We start from the raw sequence: 21,917 nt of genomic DNA, 5'->3' as shown, positions 1-21,917 counted from the left end.
TATGTCTTGGAGACATTGGTCTATACTATAAATAGATGAGCGTACTCATCAAACTGACTTGACAATGCTCACGTCATTTTGGTATTTTTGTATTACCGCTTAGCACTCATCTAACCGGAGTGCTAACGACATGGGACAGTACAGTCAGAAGGAGGGAATACTCACCATGTTAACAGAGCGTCAACGAATGATTCTGAACGCTATAGTGGATGACTATATCCGTTCAGCTGAGCCCGTAGGGTCCCGGAGCATTTCCAAAAGGGGAGATGTTGGATACAGTCCGGCGACGATCCGTAATGAAATGGCGGACCTTGAAGATATGGGCTTTCTGGAACAGCCGCATACATCGGCAGGACGCATACCTTCACACAAAGGCTATCGATATTATGTCGATCATTTGGTTCCCTGGAATCAGGTGGAGCCACAAGAGCTGGACGACCTGAAGTCATTTTTCGCAGAAAAGCTGAACGTGATGGAACAAGTTATTCAGCATGCCTCAGTCATTTTGTCACATATGACGAATTATACTTCGATCCTGCTCGGACCGGAAGTTTTTCACACGTCACTTCGTCATTTTCAACTGCTTCCGCTTAATGAAAACGAGGCTGTAGCCATTATCGTAACGAACACGGGTCAGGTGGAGAACAAGACAGTTCAGATTCCACCCGAAATTTCGGTAGCGGAGATGGAGAATGTAGTTCGTTTATTAAACAGCAAGCTGGTTGGCGTGCCAATTTACAAATTAAAGTCTCGTCTCTACACCGAGCTTGGGCAAGAGATGGAACGGCATATTACACGTTATGAGGAAGTCATGCAGGTGCTGAACAGTGCCTTTGACAACGAGCATGACAATCGTCTGTTCCTTAGTGGTGCCACCAATATGTTGACCCAGCCAGAGTTTAAAGATATTGAAAAGGTAAAAGATATTCTTGACCTGCTGGATGAGACACCAACACTCATGAAATTGATGATGCCCGTGCAGGGTGGATCTGGTATTCAGGTGCGAATAGGTACCGAGAATGATCATGAAGCCTTCGCCAATTGCAGCCTGATAACGGCATCCTATTCATTGGATGGAGAGGCTTTGGGATCCATCGGAATTTTGGGACCTACGCGAATGGATTACGCACGTGTCATTCATATTTTAAATACATTATCCCGTGATTTGACGGCCATGCTAACGCATCGCTTCAAATAAGGGAATGAAGCATTTCATTCTTATAAGGAGGTGAACATCTTGAAAGAGGAGCAATCATTCGCAGCAGAAGAACAGGAACAACAAGCAACTACAGCAGCGGAACAGGAGCCTGTCAACGAAGCCGGAGCTGCAGAAGCACAGGCGGAAGAGATGACAGATCAGGAGCAAGATGAGATCGCACGTTTGAAGGCGGAAGCTGAGGAACATCAACAGCGTTTTGTCCGTGCGCAAGCTGATTTTGATAACTTCCGTCGTCGTACACAAAAGGAAAAAGAAGAACTGGCGAAATACGCTTCGATGAAGCTGGTCACCGAACTGGTGCCGGTCATTGATAACTTCGAGCGTGCCATGGCTACTGTACCGGAAGGTACTGAAGTCGAATCCTTCTCCAAAGGCATCGAAATGATCTTCCGTCAGCTGGAGACTGTGCTGAACAATGAAGGTCTGACGTCAATGGATACGGTAGGACAACCGTTTAACCCTGAATTCCACCAGGCGATTATGTCAGTGGAGAGCGACGAGTATGAAGAAGGTACCGTTGTAGAGGAAGTCCAAAAAGGCTATATGCTGAAGGATAAAGTACTTCGTCCGGCTATGGTCAAAGTTAGCTCATAATTTCTATTACAGAATGAATTGAGTTCACTCTTGATTGTACGATGCCACCGAAGTTTAATATAAAGGTTAGTACACACATAGAGCACGATTAGGAACAACAAATACAAATAAGGATCAATCTGATCCATTTAAATTGTCGAGGGAGGAAATTTTCCGATGAGCAAAGTAATCGGTATTGACTTAGGAACAACAAACTCATGCGTAGCGGTTATGGAAGGCGGCGAGGCTGTCGTTATTCCAAATCCGGAAGGCGCACGTACAACCCCATCCGTAGTGGGTTTCAAAAAAGATGGAGAACGCGTTGTCGGTGAAACGGCTAAACGTCAAGCGATCACAAATCCGGATCGTACGATCATCTCAATCAAACGTCATATGGGTACATCCCACAAAGAAACAATCGATAGCAAAGATTACTCTCCACAAGAGATCTCTGCAATCATCTTGCAAAAACTGAAATCCGATGCTGAAGCTTATCTGGGTCAAACGGTAACTCAAGCGGTTATCACAGTACCAGCCTACTTCAATGACAGCCAGCGTCAAGCAACAAAGGATGCAGGTAAAATCGCAGGTCTGGAAGTTCTGCGTATCGTCAACGAGCCAACAGCAGCAGCTTTGGCATACGGTATGGAGAAATCCGAAGATCAAACGATTCTCGTATATGACTTGGGTGGCGGTACATTCGACGTATCCATCCTTGAACTGGGTGACGGCTTCTTCGAAGTTAAAGCAACTAGTGGTGATAACCAACTGGGTGGCGATGACTTCGACCAAGTAATCATTGATTATCTCGTAAGTGAGTTCAAAAAAGATCAAGGCATTGACTTGAGTAAAGATAAAGCAGCGGTTCAACGTTTGAAAGATGCAGCGGAAAAAGCGAAAAAAGAACTTTCCGGCGTATTGACTACAACTATTTCCCTGCCGTTTATTACTGTGGCTGATGGCGTTCCTCAACATTTGGAGTTGAACCTTAGCCGTGCGAAATTCGAAGAAATCTCTGCTGGTCTGGTTGAGCGTACGCTTGAACCAACTCGTCGTGCACTGAGCGATGCTGGAATGACAGCTAACGATATCGACAAAATCGTCTTGGTTGGTGGTTCCACACGTATTCCTGCAGTACAGGAAGCAATCAAAAAACTGACAGGTAAAGACCCTCACAAAGGTGTTAACCCGGATGAAGTTGTAGCTTTGGGTGCTGCTGTACAAGCGGGCGTACTGACAGGTGACGTGAAAGACGTTGTATTGCTTGACGTAACTCCATTGTCCCTGGGTATTGAAACTGCGGGTGGCGTATTCACTAAAATGATCGAGCGCAACACAACGATTCCTACAAGCAAATCCCAAGTGTTCTCCACTTATGCAGACAACCAACCAAGCGTTGAGATTCATGTTCTGCAAGGGGAGCGTGAGATGGCAGCGGGTAACAAATCCCTCGGTCGCTTCATGCTGGGAGATATCCCTCCAGCTCCACGTGGCGTTCCACAAATCGAAGTTAGCTTCGATATTGATGCCAACGGTATCGTTAACGTATCTGCAACAGACAAAGGTACAAATAAAACTCAAAAAATCACCATCACTTCTTCCAGCGGTTTGAGCGATGCTGAAGTTGAGCAAATGATGAAAGATGCTGAGTTGCATGCTGAAGAAGATAAAAAACGCAAAGAACTCGTTGAAGCGAAAAACAGCGCAGATCAACTGATCTACTCTGTTGACAAAACGATCAAAGATCTTGGCGAAAAAGCTGACGCAGGTGAAGTTGAAAAAGCGAATGCTGCAAAAGAAAAACTGCAAGGCGTTCTGGCTTCCGACAATCTGGAAGACATCAAAGCCGCTACAGAAGAACTGACAGAGATCGTTCAACAACTGTCTGTAAAACTGTATGAGCAAGCACAGGCTCAAGAGCAAGCAGCTCAAGGTGCTGACGAGCAACAGGGTTCTGCAAAACGTGACAACGTTGTAGACGCTGATTACGAAGTTGTAGATGAAGATAAAAAACAAAACTAATTCACGATTTCTTGTGAATTAATCATCGGTGACGTTCGGATCGAAGGGAAAGTCATAGCCGGGGCTCCCGTGCTTTGGCTTTCCTTTTGTCACGATGTGCGATATGGTGAATGATATGGGGGTGGAAGAGTGGCTGAAAAACGTGATTATTATGAGGTACTCGGCGTCGGCAAAAATGCCAGCGACGAGGAAATCAAAAAGGCATACCGCAAGCTTGCCCGTCAGTATCACCCTGACGTAAACAAGGCTGCTGACGCGGAAGCCAAGTTTAAGGAAGTTAAAGAAGCTTATGATGTAGTCAGTGACGGTCAGAAGCGGGCACAGTATGATCAATACGGTCATATTGATCCAAATCAGGGCGGATTCGGCGGCGGTGGCGATTTTGGCGGCGGCGGCTTTGGCGACATCTTCGATATGTTCTTTGGTGGTGGCGGCGGTGGACGACGTGATCCAAATGCTCCGCAACGGGGGAACGATCTGCAATACACCATGACGATTGAGTTCAAGGAAGCGGTATTCGGTAAGGAAACTGACATTACCATTCCTCGTACCGAAGGCTGTGATACTTGTCATGGATCAGGTGCGAAACCAGGAACTAAACCAGAAACCTGTTCCGTCTGCCAAGGTAGTGGTCAACAGGAAGTGGTTCAAAATACACCGTTTGGCCGTATGGTCAACCGTCGTGCTTGTTCGAACTGTAATGGTTCTGGACAAATTATCAAGGAAAAATGTACAACATGCAGCGGCAGCGGTAAAGTGCGCAAACAACGCAAAATTCATGTTCGCATTCCAGCGGGTGTAGATGACGGCGCTCAATTGCGTATGACTGGTGAAGGTGAAGGTGGTCTGCGCGGAGGACCAGCAGGAGATCTGTATATTGTCATCCGTGTGAAATCACATGATTTCTTCGAGCGTGAAGGCGATGATATCTATTGCGAGATTCCGCTTACCTTTGCTCAGGCCGCATTGGGAGATGAGATTGAAATTCCAACGCTGTCTGAGAAAGTGAAGCTAAAAGTACCTGCCGGTACACAGACAGGAACGTATTTCCGTCTCAAAGGCAAAGGCGTACCACGCCTGCGCGGCATGGGGCAAGGGGATCAGCATGTGAAAGTCGTTGTAGTTACGCCTAGCAAGCTGAATGACGAGCAGAAAGACCTGCTTCGCCAAATTGCTGCGCTGGATGGAGAACAAACTCATGAGCACGAGCAATCCTTCTTTGACCGGGTGAAACGGGCTTTCCGTGGAGACTGAGTCTTAATCATTAATTTAAAAAAAGGACACCACAGCGGTTTTTCCGCAGGGTGTCCTTTTTTGCATAATATGGGCGCGCTTGCGGAAAGATACCAGACATGAGCATTCAGTGGTTTACTGATGTGCCGAAACTAGGGAAGCAGGTGAACCGGATGACCGAAAAAAATATTTTGGCTTATTTCCATAGCCCGGAGCAAGCGGAAGGGGCAGCCAAAAAACTGGAGGCATTACGAGTGGAAGACCTGTCTATCAATCGATTCAGTCGTTATGCGGGTGTCGGGCCAAGCGGAGCATCTTATACACCAGGCGTATCAGGCAGCTTTTCTTCCTGGGTACCAGGTGCTCTAGGCACAAATGCCAGCGCGGGAATCATGGCGGCAGCAGATCCTTCTGCGAGCGGTATGAGCGATGGCGGACAAGAGGGTCCGACAGGCAGAGATGTACTACTGACCGTTGTTGTTGACGAGGCAGTACATCACCGTGCCCTATCCATTATCGAACAAGCCGGCGGTATGATTTAGTTTCACCAAATCTATATAAGATGGACAGAGCATTACACTTTAACGGAGAGTGTAGAACCAATCTGAAGAAGTGAAGCGTTCGCCTGAAAGCATTCGCAAGAAAGCTACTTCGGAAGCATACGCTATCACCGGATTTCTCCCTTTAAGAAGGGAGATGAAGAAATCTGGGGATAACAGCGATCGGAGGATGGTACTACAGTCGGAGTGGTACAGTGTAACAAGTATTAGTTCATTTTATATAGATACCTATTTTGAAGGAGGAGCATAACGATGGCAGAACATGAACGTCCAGGCAAGATTTTGACGAAAACGGAAAAGATGAAGAGAATGCAGTCCGCCAAAAATGAGGATGTGGAATTCAGTGCCGAAGCTGCGGATCATGAAGATATAGAGGCTTTGCGCCGCAGTGAAGCGGCCGATCGTCGTCAGGGTCGGGAGATTCATGACTGAAGGTCGCTCTGCAGTGATTATCGAAGCAGTGTTTACAAGCTGGTCCGAGGCTGAATCTGCACGCAGAGCTCTGGAATTGCTGCACCCGAACCAATTGAGTATCGAGAGTCTGAATGACACATCGTCTTCAGTGGATCGGGGAGCGGCTGAGAGCACAGATAACTCAACCATGGCCGTGATTGGGGGATTCAGTGGTGAGCTGAATGTACTTTCCCTTATTAGCGACGAGACCGAAGTATTGTCGGGTGGACAAGTGTATGACGATCCGGAAGCTGGCTCTGAAGGCAGGCCCAAGCAAGAAATCTTGCTGACAGTATCCGTATCCAGTGACTCTCTCCCGCAAGCTGCAGAGATGATTACCCAGAATGGTGGACGCTTTTGCTAACAAGTTAATCGAGTGTAGTCATAATTAAAACAGGGTATTCGAGCAGTCAGGCTGCGGGTATCCTGTTTTTGTTGTTTCTTTTACTGCTGCGGTTTTGTACTCCTGCTCGCTTGTGTAGTACAATGGTTGGGATGTTTGAAAAATGAGGAGGAAAAACGAAGTATGTTATGGCATGAACTAACAATACATACCACAGAAGAAGCTGTGGAGATGATTTCGAATTTTTTACATGAAGCGGGTGCTGGAGGGGTCTCAATTGAAGAGTCCGGTACTTTAAATAAAAAGCGGGATACAACGTATGGCGAGTTGTACGAGTTTCCATTGAATGATATTCCTGAAGGCTTTGCGGTCATTAAAGGATACTTTTCCGAAGGTACGGACATGGATGCATTGCAATCTGAAGTAAGTCCACGCATTGAGCAACTTTCCGAATTCGATATCCAAACGGGGGAGGTTCGTTTTGAGACTCGAACAGTGGATGAAAATGACTGGGCGAACGCCTGGAAACAATATTTCAAGCCAGTACGTGTCTCGGAACGTCTAACCATTAAACCGACATGGGAAGAGTATACACCGGAAAGCCCAAATGAGAAAATTATTGAGCTTGATCCAGGCATGGCGTTTGGTACAGGAACACATCCAACCACTTCGCTTTGTCTGCGTACACTGGAATCGGTCATTCAGGGTGGCGAGGAAGTCATTGACGTGGGTACAGGCTCTGGCATCTTGGCTATTGGAGCTGTCCATCTCGGAGCAAAACATGTGCTCGCGCTGGACCTTGATCCGGTTGCGGTAGCAAGTGCCAAGGAAAATGTGGAACTGAATGGGCTGGGACAACAAATTACGGTGAAAGAGAGTGATCTGCTGTCTGTTCTGGGCAGTCAGGACCCTGCGCTGGGCGTGAAGCTTCCGGTGAAAGTTATCGTTGCCAACATTTTGGCTGAGATTATTATGCTGTTTGTGGATGATGTCTATCATGCGCTTGAGTCTGGCGGCGTTTATATTACTTCAGGCATCTGGAAAAATAAAGAGCAGCTTGTCCATGATGCGCTCGTTGCTTCCGGCTTCGAAATAAGTTCGGTGCACCGCGATGAGGACTGGGTCGCGTTTGTGGCCAGAAAGAGGTAACCGATGGACTTAAACTCGTTCTTTCGTTATCCGCTGGATCAACTGCCGTTTTTCCTGTTGGCGATTCTGATTGCTTTTACGGTGCATGAATTCTCTCATGCCTATTTTGCCAACAAATTCGGCGATCCAACAGCCAAGCTGCTGGGCAGGGTTACACTGAATCCAGTTGTACATTTTGACTTGTTTGGTGTGTTACTGCTCCTTATTGCTGGTTTTGGTTGGGCACGCCCTGTTCCAGTGAATCGGGCCAACTTTGACAAACCGAGATTAATGGGTGTCATTGTATCTGTAGCAGGGCCTGTGAGTAACTTGCTGCTCGCGATCATCGGTACGATCATCTATGCGTCCCTGGTTGGTTCGGGGGCATTGGGTGGCATTGAGAATGAACGGTTGCTTACGGCAATCTCCATGTTTTTCTCCATATTTAACCTGACGAACTTTTTCCTTTTTCTCTTTAATCTTATTCCGTTACCTCCATTGGACGGATATCGAATTCTGGAGGATATTCTGCCGCCTTCAATCAGCCGCAAACTACAAGGGGTAGAGCAATGGTCCATATTTATTTTCCTGTTGATCCTTGTTATTCCTCCATTGCAAAATGCGACGATTCAACCTTTATATCAATTTGCCCAGAATATGTATCTGGATCTGGCAAGGCTAATCATCGGTTTATATCGTTAGAAACGTATAGTGTATGGGACTGAAATACTGGTCAGAAGGACATAAAAGTTGTATGATCATCTGTGGCGATTGGATTCACGCTGGCCATCAGGCGGGGTGAATTCCAGTCATAACAGGATAGAATGGGTGGACAGACTAATGCAGCGTTATTTTGTATCTGCCGAACAGTTTAATGAACATTCCGTGGTCATCACGGGTGATGATGCACGCCATATCGGCAAAGTGATGCGTGGTAAACCTGGAGATAAACTGATTGTCAGTGACGGAAACTCCAAAGAAGCTTTGGTGGAGATTGAAAGCATCGAAGCCCAGCAAGTAACAGCGAATATTGTGGAATCTCTCGAAATGGACCATGAAGCGCGTATACGTGTAACCGTGGCTCAAAGCTTGCCAAAAGGCGATAAGATGGAGACGGTCATTCAAAGATGTACAGAGATCGGAGCGGTTTCCTTTGTTCCTTTCCTGTCTGAGCGTACGATTGTGCAATATGATGCCAAGAAAGAAGGCAAACGGTTGGAGCGGTGGCGCAAAATCGCCAAGGAAGCCGCTGAACAAAGTCATCGGAACCGCATTCCATCCGTCGAGCAGCCACTTTCCTGGAAAGGGCTGCTATCTTCTTTTGAGGGCTACAGTCTGGTATGTTATTGTTATGAAAAGGAAAATGGCAAGCAGTTAAGAGACGCTTTGAAGCCGTTTGTGGAGCAGCTTGCACCTGGTGCGAGTGCAGAAGTGTTGATCGTTGTTGGACCTGAGGGCGGATTCTCGGAGAGGGAAACGATTGAAGCCGATCAGGCGGGTGCTGTATCCGTTGGACTGGGCAAACGCATCTTGCGGGCCGAGACAGCTGGAATGGCGGCGCTAACTTGCGTCTTATATGAATCCGGAGAAATGGGGGGAATGTAATTATGCCATCCGTGGCGTTTTACACCTTAGGCTGCAAAGTTAATTTTTATGATACAGAGGCGATTTGGCAATTGTTCAAAAACGAAGGATACGATCAGGTAGACTTTGACGAACAGACAGCGGATGTATACTTGATTAATACTTGTACAGTAACCAATACCGGCGACAAAAAAAGCCGCCAGATTATCCGTCGTGCCATTCGGCGCAACCCGGATGCGATTGTAGCCGTTACAGGCTGTTATGCGCAAACTTCTCCGGCAGAGATTCTGGACATCCCTGGTGTGGATCTTGTTATCGGTACACAGGATCGGGACAAAATTTTGCCATATGTCAACGAAATTCAGGAATCTCGTCAGCCCGTCAATGCTGTGCGCAACATCATGAAAACGCGGGTATTTGAAGAGATGGACGTACCGGATTTTGCCGATCGTACCCGTGCATTTCTGAAAATTCAGGATGGCTGCAATAACTTCTGTACGTTCTGCATTATTCCGTGGTCACGTGGACTTTCCCGTAGCCGGGAAGCAAATAGCATCATCCAACAGGCTCATCAACTGGTGCACGCCGGGTACAAGGAAATTGTCCTGACAGGCATTCATACTGGTGGATACGGGGATGACATGGAGAATTACGATCTGACAGATCTGCTATGGGACTTGGATAAAGTAGAGGGCCTGGAGCGTATTCGGATCAGTTCGATTGAAGCCAGTCAGATTGATGATCGGATGCTGGATGTGATCAAACGTTCAGACAAACTTGTGCGGCACTTCCACATTCCGCTGCAAGCGGGTGATGATACCGTACTGAAACGTATGCGCCGTAAATATACGACCGAAGAGTTTTACAATAAAATGCTTCGCATTCGGGAAGCGATGCCGGATGTAGCGATTACAACCGACGTTATTGTTGGGTTCCCGGGTGAGACGGATGAGATGTTCCGTAACGGCTACGAGCTGATGAAGAAAATCGGTTTTTCCGAAATGCACGTATTCCCATATTCCAAGCGGACCGGAACACCGGCAGCGCGTATGGAGGATCAGGTGGATGAGGAAGTTAAAAATGCACGCGTGCATGAACTAATTGATCTATCCGAGCAAATGCAACTGGCATACGCCAAACAGTTTGTGGGGCAAGTACTGGATGTCATTCCTGAAGGTGAAGCCAAGGGCCGTGAAGGCAGTGGTAAACTGCACGGTTATAGTGACAATTACATTCAGCTGGTCTTTGATGGTTCCATGGATATGGTAGGCAAAGTATGCCGTGTCAAAGTGACCGAGGCGGGTGTGAATGAAAGCCAGGCTACGCTGGTTCGTGTGTTGGAAGAAAATCTCAAGTCCGCAGCGATGTAATCGAGGCGTCAGAAACAAGGATTTCATTTCCTTGGGGAGCGTACCCGTGGAGATGAGGTCCTTCTTTTTCCAAAAAAAAGATGAAGACAATTCCGTAATGGGGGAGAGCAACATGAACAGAAAAGAAATTTCGGCAGGCGGAGTCGTCTACCGCACGGGAGAAGACGGAAAGCTTCAAATTCAACTGATTGTAGATCGCTACGGCAAAACGACTCTCGCCAAGGGCAAAATGGAAGATGGAGAAACGGTGGAACAGACTGCACTACGTGAGATTCTGGAAGAGACAGGCATGGCTGGCCGAATAGTAGAACCCGTCGATATCATCGCCTATACGTATCAGCATGCAGAGCTTGGTCCGGTGGATAAGGAAGTTCATTATTATCTCGTTGAAGCGGAAAGCGGCGACCTGCAGCCTCAGATTGAAGAAATCAAAGGTGTGGATTGGTACACTCCGGAAGAAGCTTGGTCCAGACAGCAGCAAAGTGGATACGATAATAACGATGACATTTTACGTGTGGCACTGAACAAATTAGGCATTAACGTATAGCTAATTTCTGTTGCGTGACGTATCGCTACTGTTTGTTAAGAGCTTTTTGAGCATCAGGCCACGGGTGACTTCGCCACTGGGGTGGAGACCGGTGGTTTTTTGTGCCAAATCGGCAAGTAACAGAATGGCAAGGCAAGCAGTGAACTGGTGACGTTAAAAAGGGTCTGGGCGTGCGCAATCTGCGCCCCGTTATCCGCTGATAGCCAGGCCGAAGCTGCATGCAGCTGGCCGATCAGCGGCATAAATAGCAGCGCCCCCGCTATGTTTAATACGACATGGGAGGCTGCGACAAATTTGCCCGCGGATGCTCCGCCAGCGGCAGCAATCACGGCGGTGATACAGGTCCCCACGTTCGACCCGATCACAATAGCGATGCCGATCTCCACAGGCAGTACGCCTGTGGCTGCAAGCGTAATCGCCATGCTAATGACAGCTGCGCTGCTATGAATTAGGGCCGTCAGACAGGCACCTGCCAGAAAGCCCCACCACAAGCTGTCTGCTGATCGATCCAGAAACCACTGGAATACACCCATACTTCGCAGGGGTACGGCAATGGATTGCATCACTTGAATGCCTGTCATGACGAGGGCAAATCCAGCTGACGCGAGAAAGCTGTATTGCATCGTAAACAGTGTCCGGCGTGTGCGTTCAGGAGCGAACTGATTTCGTTCACCAAGCACAACAAAGACGGCCCAGCCTGTCAGAGACAAGGTAAGCAGAGGCAGGGAAACACGCCCAATCTGCAATCCGACCAACTCGGTGGTCAGGCACGTCCCGATGTTGGTGCCAAGAATAATGCCAAGTGTGCGTCCGTAGGTAATTAATCTGGCGTTCGCCAGTCCAATGGTTAGTACGGTGACGGCAGTACTGCTTTGCAGCAGGGCTGTAGCGCCCGCGCTAAAAGCCATGCCTTTCCAGGGAGCAGAGGTAGCCCGGCCCAGCCATCCAGCCAGCATGGGCCCGGCCATCCGCTGTAAGGCTGTTTCCATCAGCTTCATCCCGCCAAAAAAGATAAGAAGCCCATACAATAGGGGCAGCACAACATCTCTGAACATGAGTTAACATCATTCCTTCCGTGCATATCCTTATTCTCATCCTATGAGTAAATAAGGACAACCATGACAGGCTAACGGAATTCTGGAATCAACAGCGTCTGAAAGACCGAGAAGTTTCCTTAATGGTCACCCAAAATACCGCACCCCCAATCAAAAGATATGGAGATTCTGCAAACGTAGCGGAGGGGATGGAATTGGAACTGTAGAAGCGAAGCGTTCGCCTTTGTCTCCGGATTTTCCCTTTTGAGAAAGGGAATCAGAAAAATCTGGAGACAACAGCGATCGAAAGTCCAATCCATCCCCGTAGCGGTTACCTTTGCACCAAACCTATCTTTTCAACAACTAACTATGAAAGAAGTGGATCTATCTTGCCATCAGTTACACTGGAACGCAGCCGCAAAAAGCGGCTTGAACATGCACATCCATGGATATATAACAATGAAATTGCCTCTGTTGAAGGAAACCCCGAACCGGGAGATCTGGTCAATGTATTGAATCACCAAGGTCGCTATCTTGCGACGGGATACTATAATCCTGCATCTCAAATCACAGTTCGAGTCGTGGCGTATCAACCTTTGGAGTTTGAACAGATGGATACCGCGTTTTTTGCAGCGCGTTTCCGCGATTGCTTGCGCCACCGGGAGCGTTTTATCCAGGATGGAGAGGCATACCGTTTAGTTTATGGGGAAGCTGATTTCCTGCCAGGACTGATTGTTGACCGTTTTGGCAGCATCCTTGTTGTTCAATTGCTCACACTCGGCATGGACCGTTGCCGCGAAGCGATTGTACAAGCTCTAATTGAAGTGATGCAGCCGGAAGGCATCTATGAACGCAGTGATGTATCCATTCGTGAACTGGAAGGTTTGGAGCAGACGAAGGGACCATTGTACGGGGAGTGCCCTCGGCATGTCACGGTAACGGAGAATGGATTGCTTATTAAGGTGGATATCGTGGAAGGTCAGAAGACAGGGTACTTCTTCGACCAACGCGAGAATCGTGCAGCCATTGAACCACTTATGAAGGGTTGGGGTTATAAGAGTGGTATTACGCTCCAACAGACTGAGCAGGATGGTACGCAGCAGTTGCTTCCTGTGAATAAAAGTGGCAAGGTTGTGACGTTCCCTTATTGGGATGGGGCCACTGTGCTGGAATGTTTCTCCCACACAGGCAGCTTCACATTGAACGCCTGCAAATATGGAGCAAAAAAAGTAACATGTCTTGATATCTCAGAACATGCGATTGAAAGTGCACGTACCAACGTAGAGCTGAACGGTTTTACTGATCGGGTCGAATTTGTCGTTGCGGATGCATTCCAATACTTGCGTGAACAGGTGAAAGGCCTAGATGAGCGTAACGTACGTGCACGTGCTGGTGAACAGAAAGTGGATACGTCCAAAGCGCTTGCAGCCGGTGGTAAAACATTTGATGTGGTTATCCTCGATCCACCAGCCTTTGCCAAAACGAAATCAGCAGTCAAAGGCGCATGCCGTGGATATAAGGATATCAATCTCCAAGGAATGAAGCTGGTGAATGAGGGTGGGTATTTAGTAACGGCAAGCTGTTCATACCACATGCGTCCGGATCTCTTCCTAGAAACTATTGCGGATGCAGCCGAAGATGCAGGCAAAGTACTGCGTCTGATCGACTGGAAAGCAGCCGGTAAGGATCACCCGCAAATTTTGGGCGTAGACGAAGGTCATTACCTGAAATTTGCCATCTTCGAAGTACGCAGCAAAAAGAATTAATTGAGCGCGATTTCATTTTAAGATCGAATATACATTTACGCAAAGAGTCCACTGTTTTCATAAGCTGTGGGCTCTTTGCTATGCTCGTGGAGAAGCTTTCTGTAATTGCCGGATAGTGGCAAACGTATGTTCCGAACCAAGTCAGATATGTTATACTGGGAATTAAAATCTTGTTCGTGATGGTTTGGAGGATTAAACATGTCCGTACGCTTTGTTATTGGCCGGGCAGGCAGCGGTAAGAGTGCGCTGATTACCCGGGAAATCACATCCCTGCTTCAAAAGGAACCACAAGGTAAACCACTGATTCTTCTGGTCCCGGAACAGAGTTCGTTTCGAACTGAACAGTCACTTGTATCTTCAGGGGCTATTAAAGGTACCATGCGTGCTGAAGTGCTTGGTTTTCGCCGATTGGCCTATCGGGTAATGCAGGAGGCAGGTGGTTCTGCACGTATTCCCATTGGGGCTGAAGGCAAAAAAATGCTGCTCTACAAAGTGCTTCAGCGTCGTAAGGAAGAATTGAAGTTGTTTGGAGCATCAGGCAGCCAGCTGGGATTTATAGGAGACTTAAATGATTTATACAGTGAGTTTAAACGTTTTGAACTTGACCCCACTTCACTTGAAGAAGGACTTTCCGCATGGAATACTTCCTCTTCTGCACCGATTCTGGGAGACAAGCTGCATGACTTGCTACTTATATACCGTGATTATGAAAAGGAATTAACCGAACTATATATCGATGATGAAGACACGTTGACTGAACTGACAGAGCGGTTGCCGGAGAGCACGTTGCTGCAAGATGCACAGATCTGGATCGATGGATTTCAGGGATTTACTCCGCAGGAAATGAGTGTCATAGGAAAACTGATGCTGCAAGCTTCTTCCGTTACAATTGCATTGACGTTGGATCGTGCTTACGATCACGGCGCACTTCCAGCAGAATTGGAGCTGTTCCATCCCACAGCGAGTGCATACGCACGTCTCAAAGGCATGGCCGAGGACTTGGGTGTCCTTAATGAGACAACCGTGCTTCAACCGGAAGTTTTGCCGAGATATGAGGGCAGTCCTGGACTGGCGCATTTGGAGGCTGGCTTTGATCGCAGAGTTCGCTGGAAGAGCGAGGGGCGTGATGCAGGTGTCCGACTGTACGCCGCTGAGAACCGCAGGGCTGAGATGGAAGGAGCACTTCGTGAGATGCGTCGTCTGGCGCAAGATGAAGGTGCGCGTTATCGAGATATGGCAGTGCTTGTTCGTCAGTTGGATACATATGCCGACATTGCTGAGCCCCTATTCAGAGACTATGGCGTGCCTGTCTTTCTGGATCGGAGAAGAAATGAACTACATCATCCATTAGCGGAATTCATTCGTTCAGCACTCGATATCGTTCGCCGTCGCTGGCGTTATGAGGATGTATTTCGCTGTGTGAAAACGGATCTGCTGCTTCCACGGGGCGGTTCCATTACACGTGAAGATATGGACCAGCTCGAAAATTATATATTAGCTTGCGGAATTCACGGATACCGCTGGACAGATGGCAAGCCATGGAAGTATGTACCCAGCCTGTCCTTGGAAGACAACGATCAGGACGTCCGCAGCCGGGGTCGGGAACAAATGCTGTCCTTAATGGAAAAATGCCGTACAGTGATTGTTGATCCACTAGGTGCTTTTGAGAAACGAATGAGCAAGGCAAAGACAGCTAAAGACCAATGTGCGGCGCTTTACAGATTACTGGAAGATGCTGAGATTCCTTGGAAGCTGGATCAGATGTCTGCAGAAGCCAAGGCCCAGGGTGATCCGGAACGTTCGAGAGAGCATCGTCAAATGTGGGGTGCCGTTCTAGATCTATTAGATCAGATGGTTGATATGATGGGGGCCGAACGGCTGGATATCGATCTATTTGCTGGGCTGATGGAGACCGGATTAACCGAACTGAAGCTGGGACTTGTTCCTCCAGCGCTTGATCAAGTGTTGGTTGGATCGATGGATCGTACACGTCTTCAGGGTATCAAGTACGTATTTATTCTGGGTGCAGTAGATGGTGAACTGCCTGCTGTGCCTCAGGATGATGGTGTATTAACTGAGCAGGAACGGCTGTTATTGACAGAGAGAGGACTGGGGCTTGGGCCGGGAGCAACAAGACAAATGCTGGATGAACGCTTTCTGATCTATACCGCCCTGACAGCGGCGAGCAAGCAGTTATGGCTGAGTTATCCCGTTGCAGATGATGAAGGGAAAACATTACTGCCCTCGGAAATTGTACGACATGTACGGAAGATGTTCGGTCTGCATGAGCAGCCATTGCTTGCCCAGCCGCCAGTTACGGATGCTGAAGAGATACACTGGTCTTATGTTAACCATCCTGGTCAGAGCCTCTCTTATCTCATCGGACAATTGCGCAGATGGCGCCGTGGAGAAGATATTCCTGAAATGTGGTGGGCGATCTATAACTGGCATGTCTCTCGGGAGACGAGCAGACCTCAGCTGAAACAATTGCTTGGATCGGTCTTTTATCGCAATCGGGCGTTACCTCTACGTACGGCTACTAGCCGTAGATTATATGGCACAGAGGTAAGGACCAGTGTCTCCAGGATGGAGCGTTTTGTGGCGTGTGCGTTCTCCCATTTTGCATCCCATGGGTTGCGCTTGAAAGAGCGCCAGCTGTACCGCTTGCAAGCCCCTGATATTGGACAATTGTTCCATGCAGCCTTGAGTCAGCTTGCCATACGTTTGCGTGAGCAGAATCGTAGTTGGGGCAGTCTGTCTCCAGATGAATGTCGGAAGGAAGCGGAGCACACCGTGGAGCAGATTGCACCACAGTTGCAGGGAGAGATTTTGCTTAGTACCAAACGGTATGGTTACATCTTCCGGAAGCTGAAGGATATCGTTAGCAGGGCGTCGGTTATTCTGGGTGAACAGTCCAGACGGGGAAGCTTTGAACCGATTGGGTTGGAGCTTGATTTTGGGCCAGGTAAACCCCTGCCACCCCTTCGTTTTGAATTGGAAAATGGCTGTGTGATGGAGATCGTGGGTCGGATCGACCGTGTGGATGTGGCTGAAGGAGAGAATGGCCTGCTGCTGCGGGTCATTGATTACAAATCGAGCCAGACCGATCTCAAGTTGCATGAGGTGTATTATGGCTTGTCATTACAGATGCTCACGTACCTGGAGGTACTGCTTAGTGCTGCCGAGGAGTGGCTTGGAGAATCGGCTATGCCTGGAGGAACACTCTATTTCCATGTGCATAATCCGTTGCTTCAATCGGCGAATGGCATGACTTCTGAGCAGGCAGGACAAGAACTACTGAAACGGTTTAAAATGAAGGGCTTGTTACTCGCGGACCGGGATGCGATCGCTCAAATGGACAATACCTTGGACAAAGGCTATTCGGCCATTATTCCGGTTGCGCTTAAGGCAGATGGCAGTTTTTATAGCAGCGCTGCTGTAGCTACGCCAGAGCAATGGGATGCCTTGCTTGCTTCAGTTCGCAGTAATATACGTGAGATTGGCACCCGGATTACGGACGGGGATGTGGCGATTGAACCTTACCGTATCCAGCAGGAGGTTGCATGCACCTTCTGTCCGTACAAGCCAGTCTGTCAATTTGATGAAAATATCGAAGGCAATGAATATAATCTGTTGTCCAAACCGGGCAAACAGCAAATCTGGGACATGCTGTCTCATGACAAAGGAGGGGAAACATCATGACGATTATGCCAAAACCGGAGGAAAGCTTCTGGAGCGATGACCAATGGAGTGCCATCTCACAGAGTGGGGAAGACATTCTGGTTGCTGCTGCAGCGGGTTCCGGGAAGACGGCCGTATTGGTTGAACGGATTATTCGTAAGATTGCAGACCCCTCCCGTGGATTCAGCGTAGATCGTTTGCTTGTTGCAACATTTACGAAAGCTGCTGCGGCGGAGATGAAGCAGCGGATACGGGAAGCACTGGAACATGCACTTGAAGAGCAGCCTGCCGAAGAACATTTGCGCAAACAACTTTCACTACTTGGGCGGGCATCCATTACGACACTGCATTCATTCTGTATGGAGGTCATTCGTCGTTATTATCAGCAAATTCCGCTAAACCCGGCTTTCCGGATTCTGAATGAAAATGAAGCCGAGATTATGCGGCAGGAATTGTTGGAGCAGTTGTTTGAGGAAAAGTATGGGGAAGAAGATGAAGGCAGTACATTCCGCGAATTGGTGGATTGGTTCAGTGGGGAACGAAACGATGATGCCATGCATCGACTTGTGCAGCGTTTGTATGATTTCTCACGCAGTCATTCCTGGCCGGATCATTGGCTTGCGGAGATGGCATCTGCTTTTCAGGTGGAAAGTGTCGAGGCACTTGGGCATTCTGCATGGGTTCAGAGTATTTTGCGTGATGCGGCTCTTGCCCTAAGTGGTGCGGCTGGTCTGCTGCGTCAAGGAATCAGCATATCTATGCAGCCGGAAGGTCCGAAACCTTATGCAGATACATTAAAAGAAGATTTGGCAATGGTCGAAGAGCTTCTGTCAGCTGTTGAGGTCATGCCGTGGGAAAGATTGCCTGAAGTGTTTCAGCCAGCATCTTTTGGCAAGCTGAAGCCTTGCAAAAAGGACCAGACGGACCCGGGGTTACAAGAACAGGTCAAGGAACTGCGTGAGGCTGCGAAAAAAGCCGTTACGGATCTGAAAGGGTCATTGTTTGGAAGAAGTGCGTTTTCTTTCTGGCAGGAGCTGGAGCAGGCGGCACCACTAATGCAGGAACTGTCCAAGCTGGTCAGTGCATTTGGAGAGCGATATCGACAGGCCAAGCAGGAACGCGGACAGGTCGATTTCAGTGACCTGGAGCATTACTGTCTTCATATTTTGCGCCATGAGGATTCAACTCCTGAGCTATCGATGCCTTCGGATGCGGCAATGGAATATCGGGCACGTTTCGATGAAGTGCTGCTGGATGAATATCAGGATACTAATACGGTGCAGGAAGATATCGTCAGACTGATTTCCAGAGAAAATCCAGGAAATCGATTCATGGTTGGTGATGTAAAACAGAGTATTTACCGTTTTCGTCTGGCTGAACCCGGTCTGTTTCTGAACAAGTATCGTCAATACGCAGCGAATTCGGATATGGAAGTGGACGGAGAGAAAGAGTCATTGCATGCAGGAAGACGTATTGATCTTGCGCGTAACTTCCGCAGTCGTGCAGAAGTAGTCCACTCGGTCAATATGTTATTCAAGCAGCTCATGAATGAAGGGGTAGCTGAGATTGCCTATGATGAACGGGCGCAGCTCGCTTATGGGGCTACTTTCCCGGCAGAGACGCTTGGGGATGAGGCATACACACCTGAACTTATGCTGATTGATCGTCAAGGCGGAGGACCTGATCTGACGGAAAGCACGGACGAGAATGGAGATGCTCTGCCTTCTGCCGAGCTGGAGAGTGCCGAGCTCGAAACCGCCCAGCTGGAGGCTCGGGCCATGGCTCGACGTATTCGTGAAATGGTTGGAGATACGGATAAACCAGCCCTTAACGTTTATGATAAAGCCCTCAAATCCATGCGACCTGCGCGTTACGGAGACATAGTTATTTTGCTTCGTTCTGCCCTGATGTGGGCTCCACTCATGATTGAGGAATTCAGACAGCAGGGTATTCCTGCCGGAGGGGAGCAAAGCAAAGGGTATTTCCAGGCGACGGAAGTGGAAGTGATGTTGTCCTTGCTGCAGATTGTGGATAATCCAAGGCAGGATATTCCGCTTGCTTCCGTGCTTCGTTCGCCGATTGTCGGACTAGATGAAGAGGAACTGGCTCAGATTCGCCTTGGGGACAAGCGACAGTCTTTCTATGATGCTGTTGTATCGGCTACAGGAGCATTCAATAGTTCGTTAAATGTTGTCGGGCAGCATGGTGAGAAAGTTTCGAATCCGGATTCATCTGCAATCCAGCTGCAATGGCCCGAAGTCTGGTCAGAAATGGAGCAGGGGCAGCGGGAGTCGGCAGTATCCGCCGAAGCAGACGTTATCGAACGTATACATGAATCCTCTGTACATGCAGATACAGATGAGCTTCTGGATGCTGGTATAGATGCAAGTATGGGTGGACGTATAAGCGACGATGCGGATAGGGACAACGGTACCAGCACAGAGCTGCAACAAAAGTTAATTCGCTTTATGCGTCAGTTGGAACAGTGGCGGCTTGAAGCCAGACAAGGCAGCCTGAGTGAACTCATTTGGCGAATGTACCGGGAAACGGGTTATCTGGACTGGGTTGGCGGCCTACCGGGAGGCATACAGCGTCAAAGTAATTTGAAGGCTCTGTATGATCGCGCTCGGCAATATGAGGAGGCAACGGCTAATCGTGGGTTGTTCCGCTTCCTGACCTATGTATCCAGACTACGTGAGAACGGGGGAGATCTTGGCACCGTTTCAAGTGGTTCTGGTGAGCAGGACAATGCGGTACGCATCATGACGATTCACCGGAGTAAGGGCTTGGAATTCCCTATTGTTTTTGTCGGGGGCATATCCAAAATGTTCAATCAGCAGGATCTGAATTCGCCGTTTCTGATGCATAAGGAGCTGGGGTTTGGCCCGAGGTTTGTTGATCGTGAGAATCGGGTTGCCTATCCAACCTTGGCGAATCTGGCGATTCGTCGTCGTGCCCAGTTTGAGCTACTTGCCGAAGAGATGCGGGTGCTCTATGTGGCTTTGACCCGCCCAAAAGAGAAAATGATTTTGGTCGGTACTGTGAAAGATGTTGTTAAAAAGGCAGTGGCTTGGTCTCAGATTAAAGACAGTCCGGAACGGGTATTGCCTGACTATCTGCTTGCAGCAGGACGTAGTTATCTGGACTGGATCGGTCCATCCTTGATGAGGCATCCAGACGCAGCTTTGCTGCGTGAACTTGCGGGAGGCGCTGATTCATATGCTGCCTGTCTTGTGAATGATGAATCACGCTGGAGTATTTCTGTCATTTCTGCTGATCAAGTATCCCGGGAAATATTTGTGGATCAGACGCTTGGTGAAGAAGACGGCATGACAGAAGTGCGGAAACATCGAATTGCTGCCCTAAAAGCAGTTCAGCCTGTGGAGCTGTTTCCTTCCTCCACTGAAGAAGAGATGATCGAGGATACACAAGATGCAACACTACGAGACATCAGTGAGGAAGATGTATTTACAATAGGTGAGCAAGAGGGTGTACAGCTGCTTCGGGAAGTTGATAAACGGCTTTCATGGATGTATCCTCATCAAGCAGCAACGCAAGTAGCTGCCAGTACATCGGTTACCGAACTAAAAACATTGCTAGCCATGCAAGACCATCAGTCTTTACAGATGATGGAGGAAGTTGAAGAACAATCTGAGACTTCTGTGGATTATGAGGGCCGTGAAGTGAAGGATGGAGGATCGTCCTTTAAATTGCATCTACGTCGTCCCAAATTCATGGAGGAAAAACAATTGACTGGAGCCGAGCGGGGAACGGTGTATCATACGTTGATGCAGCATCTTCCTGTAGATGGTTCACCCATTGATTCGCAAATCGTTGAGCAGACACTTTTGCGGTTAGTTGAGCTCCAGATTTTGCTCCCCCATCAAGCAGAGGTTATTGAGTCTGATCAACTGGCCGAATTCTTCAATACAGAGCCTGGGACAGAATTGTTGCGTGCGGAGTGGGTGAAACGGGAGATTCCTTTTATTTATGGACTTCCGGCACATCATTCTCCTGCTGAATGGCTTCAAAGTCTGTCACCAGATGCAGGGATTCACACCTTGGAGGAAGACGGTAAGATGCAGGCATCACTAGAAAATGAAATGGTGCTGGTACAGGGGATTATTGACTGCCTGTATGAGGTGGATGGCGAGCTTATTTTGCTAGATTACAAGACAGACCGGGTGTTGGAACATCTCGGTGGACTGGACAAACTGACGGAAAACTATCGCTTTCAGCTGGAGCTGTATGGCCGGGCTATTGAGGATATTCTGGGTCGGAAAGTCGACCGGAAGTGGTTGTACTTTTTTGATGGCGGACTTGCTGTGAAACTATAAAGTGAAATTTTAAAACGGCCGGATGGAATTTGTATCATCGGATTTTGCATGAGAGAGGGGTTGAACG

At 48.4% G+C, this 21,917-nt stretch carries 16 protein-coding genes; 15 read left to right on the top strand and 1 reads right to left on the bottom strand.

From position 1 onward, the window contains the following. The first annotated feature begins 166 nt into the window (after positions 1–166). The 12 genes from hrcA (at position 167) to HP548_RS25425 (ending at position 11,032) form a co-directional block, all read left to right on the top strand. Positions 167–1,198 carry a heat-inducible transcriptional repressor HrcA gene (hrcA, locus tag HP548_RS25480; RefSeq protein ID WP_076288070.1) on the top strand — a complete coding sequence of 344 codons (1,032 nt, stop codon included), beginning with the start codon at positions 167–169 and terminating at the stop codon, positions 1,196–1,198. Between the two features lie 39 nt (positions 1,199–1,237). Beyond that, positions 1,238–1,813 carry a nucleotide exchange factor GrpE gene (gene grpE / locus HP548_RS25475; RefSeq protein WP_076288071.1) on the top strand — a complete coding sequence of 192 codons (576 nt, stop codon included), beginning with the start codon at positions 1,238–1,240 and terminating at the stop codon, positions 1,811–1,813. 156 nt (positions 1,814–1,969) lie between these two features. Then, positions 1,970–3,814, top strand: a complete 1,845-nt coding sequence (gene dnaK, locus HP548_RS25470) for a molecular chaperone DnaK (RefSeq protein WP_076288072.1) — start codon at positions 1,970–1,972, stop codon at positions 3,812–3,814. Between the two features lie 129 nt (positions 3,815–3,943). Next, positions 3,944–5,068: a molecular chaperone DnaJ gene (gene dnaJ, locus HP548_RS25465; protein WP_099858444.1), complete on the top strand. Its 1,125-nt coding sequence runs from the start codon at positions 3,944–3,946 to the stop codon at positions 5,066–5,068. 152 nt (positions 5,069–5,220) lie between these two features. Further along, a complete protein-coding gene (locus HP548_RS25460; RefSeq protein ID WP_063567301.1) occupies positions 5,221–5,589 on the top strand; it encodes a hypothetical protein in 369 nt (122 codons plus the stop codon). A gap of 270 nt (positions 5,590–5,859) precedes the next feature. After that, positions 5,860–6,039 carry a YfhD family protein gene (locus HP548_RS25455; protein ID WP_024628492.1) on the top strand — a complete coding sequence of 60 codons (180 nt, stop codon included), beginning with the start codon at positions 5,860–5,862 and terminating at the stop codon, positions 6,037–6,039. Further along, positions 6,032–6,424, top strand: coding sequence for a hypothetical protein (locus HP548_RS25450; protein ID WP_076288074.1), 393 nt, complete (start codon positions 6,032–6,034; stop codon positions 6,422–6,424). The genes HP548_RS25455 and HP548_RS25450 overlap by 8 nt, the downstream gene beginning before the upstream one ends. Before the next feature lie 162 nt (positions 6,425–6,586). Next, complete coding sequence (prmA, locus tag HP548_RS25445) at positions 6,587–7,552, top strand: 50S ribosomal protein L11 methyltransferase (RefSeq protein WP_076288075.1); 966 nt, start codon at positions 6,587–6,589, stop codon at positions 7,550–7,552. Between the two features lie 3 nt (positions 7,553–7,555). Next, positions 7,556–8,233 carry a site-2 protease family protein gene (locus HP548_RS25440; protein ID WP_076288076.1) on the top strand — a complete coding sequence of 226 codons (678 nt, stop codon included), beginning with the start codon at positions 7,556–7,558 and terminating at the stop codon, positions 8,231–8,233. A gap of 138 nt (positions 8,234–8,371) precedes the next feature. Next, entirely contained in the window at positions 8,372–9,136 is a 765-nt protein-coding gene (locus HP548_RS25435; protein ID WP_163761701.1) for a 16S rRNA (uracil(1498)-N(3))-methyltransferase, read from the top strand. 2 nt (positions 9,137–9,138) lie between these two features. After that, the gene (gene mtaB, locus HP548_RS25430) at positions 9,139–10,485 is read left to right on the top strand and encodes a tRNA (N(6)-L-threonylcarbamoyladenosine(37)-C(2))-methylthiotransferase MtaB (RefSeq protein WP_063567295.1); all 1,347 of its coding nucleotides are present in this window, start codon (positions 9,139–9,141) and stop codon (positions 10,483–10,485) included. A gap of 112 nt (positions 10,486–10,597) precedes the next feature. Then, complete coding sequence (locus HP548_RS25425) at positions 10,598–11,032, top strand: NUDIX hydrolase (protein ID WP_175383177.1); 435 nt, start codon at positions 10,598–10,600, stop codon at positions 11,030–11,032. Positions 11,033–11,085: 53 nt separating this feature from the next. Here HP548_RS25425 and HP548_RS25420 read toward each other — a convergent pair whose 3' ends face one another. After that, positions 11,086–12,087, bottom strand: coding sequence for a Na/Pi cotransporter family protein (locus HP548_RS25420; RefSeq protein ID WP_099858450.1), 1,002 nt, complete (start codon positions 12,085–12,087; stop codon positions 11,086–11,088). Positions 12,088–12,455: 368 nt separating this feature from the next. Here HP548_RS25420 and HP548_RS25415 point away from each other — a divergent pair, with 368 nt between their 5' ends. The 3 genes from HP548_RS25415 (at position 12,456) to addA (ending at position 21,850) form a co-directional block, all read left to right on the top strand. Continuing rightward, positions 12,456–13,832 carry a class I SAM-dependent rRNA methyltransferase gene (locus tag HP548_RS25415; RefSeq protein WP_099858451.1) on the top strand — a complete coding sequence of 459 codons (1,377 nt, stop codon included), beginning with the start codon at positions 12,456–12,458 and terminating at the stop codon, positions 13,830–13,832. 198 nt (positions 13,833–14,030) lie between these two features. Then, the gene (gene addB, locus HP548_RS25410) at positions 14,031–17,534 is read left to right on the top strand and encodes a helicase-exonuclease AddAB subunit AddB (RefSeq protein WP_175383176.1); all 3,504 of its coding nucleotides are present in this window, start codon (positions 14,031–14,033) and stop codon (positions 17,532–17,534) included. Continuing rightward, positions 17,531–21,850 carry a helicase-exonuclease AddAB subunit AddA gene (gene addA / locus HP548_RS25405; protein WP_175383175.1) on the top strand — a complete coding sequence of 1,440 codons (4,320 nt, stop codon included), beginning with the start codon at positions 17,531–17,533 and terminating at the stop codon, positions 21,848–21,850. Before addB ends, addA begins: the two co-directional genes overlap by 4 nt. The last annotated feature ends 67 nt before the right edge of the window (positions 21,851–21,917 follow it).

This window comes from Paenibacillus taichungensis (assembly GCF_013359905.1).
Classification (GTDB): Bacteria; Bacillota; Bacilli; order Paenibacillales; family Paenibacillaceae; genus Paenibacillus; species Paenibacillus taichungensis.
Note: the sequence above shows the minus strand (reverse complement) of the source record. Positions and strands in the feature narration are given on the sequence as shown.

Coding starts and splice junctions, on each gene's coding strand:
- hrcA (WP_076288070.1), top strand. CDS start 167: ATGTTAACAGAGCGTCAACGAATGATTCTGAACGCTATAGTGGATGAC.
- dnaK (WP_076288072.1), top strand. CDS start 1,970: ATGAGCAAAGTAATCGGTATTGACTTAGGAACAACAAACTCATGCGTA.
- HP548_RS25460 (WP_063567301.1), top strand. CDS start 5,221: ATGACCGAAAAAAATATTTTGGCTTATTTCCATAGCCCGGAGCAAGCG.
- HP548_RS25455 (WP_024628492.1), top strand. CDS start 5,860: ATGGCAGAACATGAACGTCCAGGCAAGATTTTGACGAAAACGGAAAAG.
- HP548_RS25450 (WP_076288074.1), top strand. CDS start 6,032: ATGACTGAAGGTCGCTCTGCAGTGATTATCGAAGCAGTGTTTACAAGC.
- prmA (WP_076288075.1), top strand. CDS start 6,587: ATGTTATGGCATGAACTAACAATACATACCACAGAAGAAGCTGTGGAG.
- HP548_RS25440 (WP_076288076.1), top strand. CDS start 7,556: ATGGACTTAAACTCGTTCTTTCGTTATCCGCTGGATCAACTGCCGTTT.
- HP548_RS25435 (WP_163761701.1), top strand. CDS start 8,372: ATGCAGCGTTATTTTGTATCTGCCGAACAGTTTAATGAACATTCCGTG.
- mtaB (WP_063567295.1), top strand. CDS start 9,139: ATGCCATCCGTGGCGTTTTACACCTTAGGCTGCAAAGTTAATTTTTAT.
- HP548_RS25425 (WP_175383177.1), top strand. CDS start 10,598: ATGAACAGAAAAGAAATTTCGGCAGGCGGAGTCGTCTACCGCACGGGA.
- HP548_RS25420 (WP_099858450.1), bottom strand. CDS start 12,087: ATGTTCAGAGATGTTGTGCTGCCCCTATTGTATGGGCTTCTTATCTTT.
- addB (WP_175383176.1), top strand. CDS start 14,031: ATGTCCGTACGCTTTGTTATTGGCCGGGCAGGCAGCGGTAAGAGTGCG.
- addA (WP_175383175.1), top strand. CDS start 17,531: ATGACGATTATGCCAAAACCGGAGGAAAGCTTCTGGAGCGATGACCAA.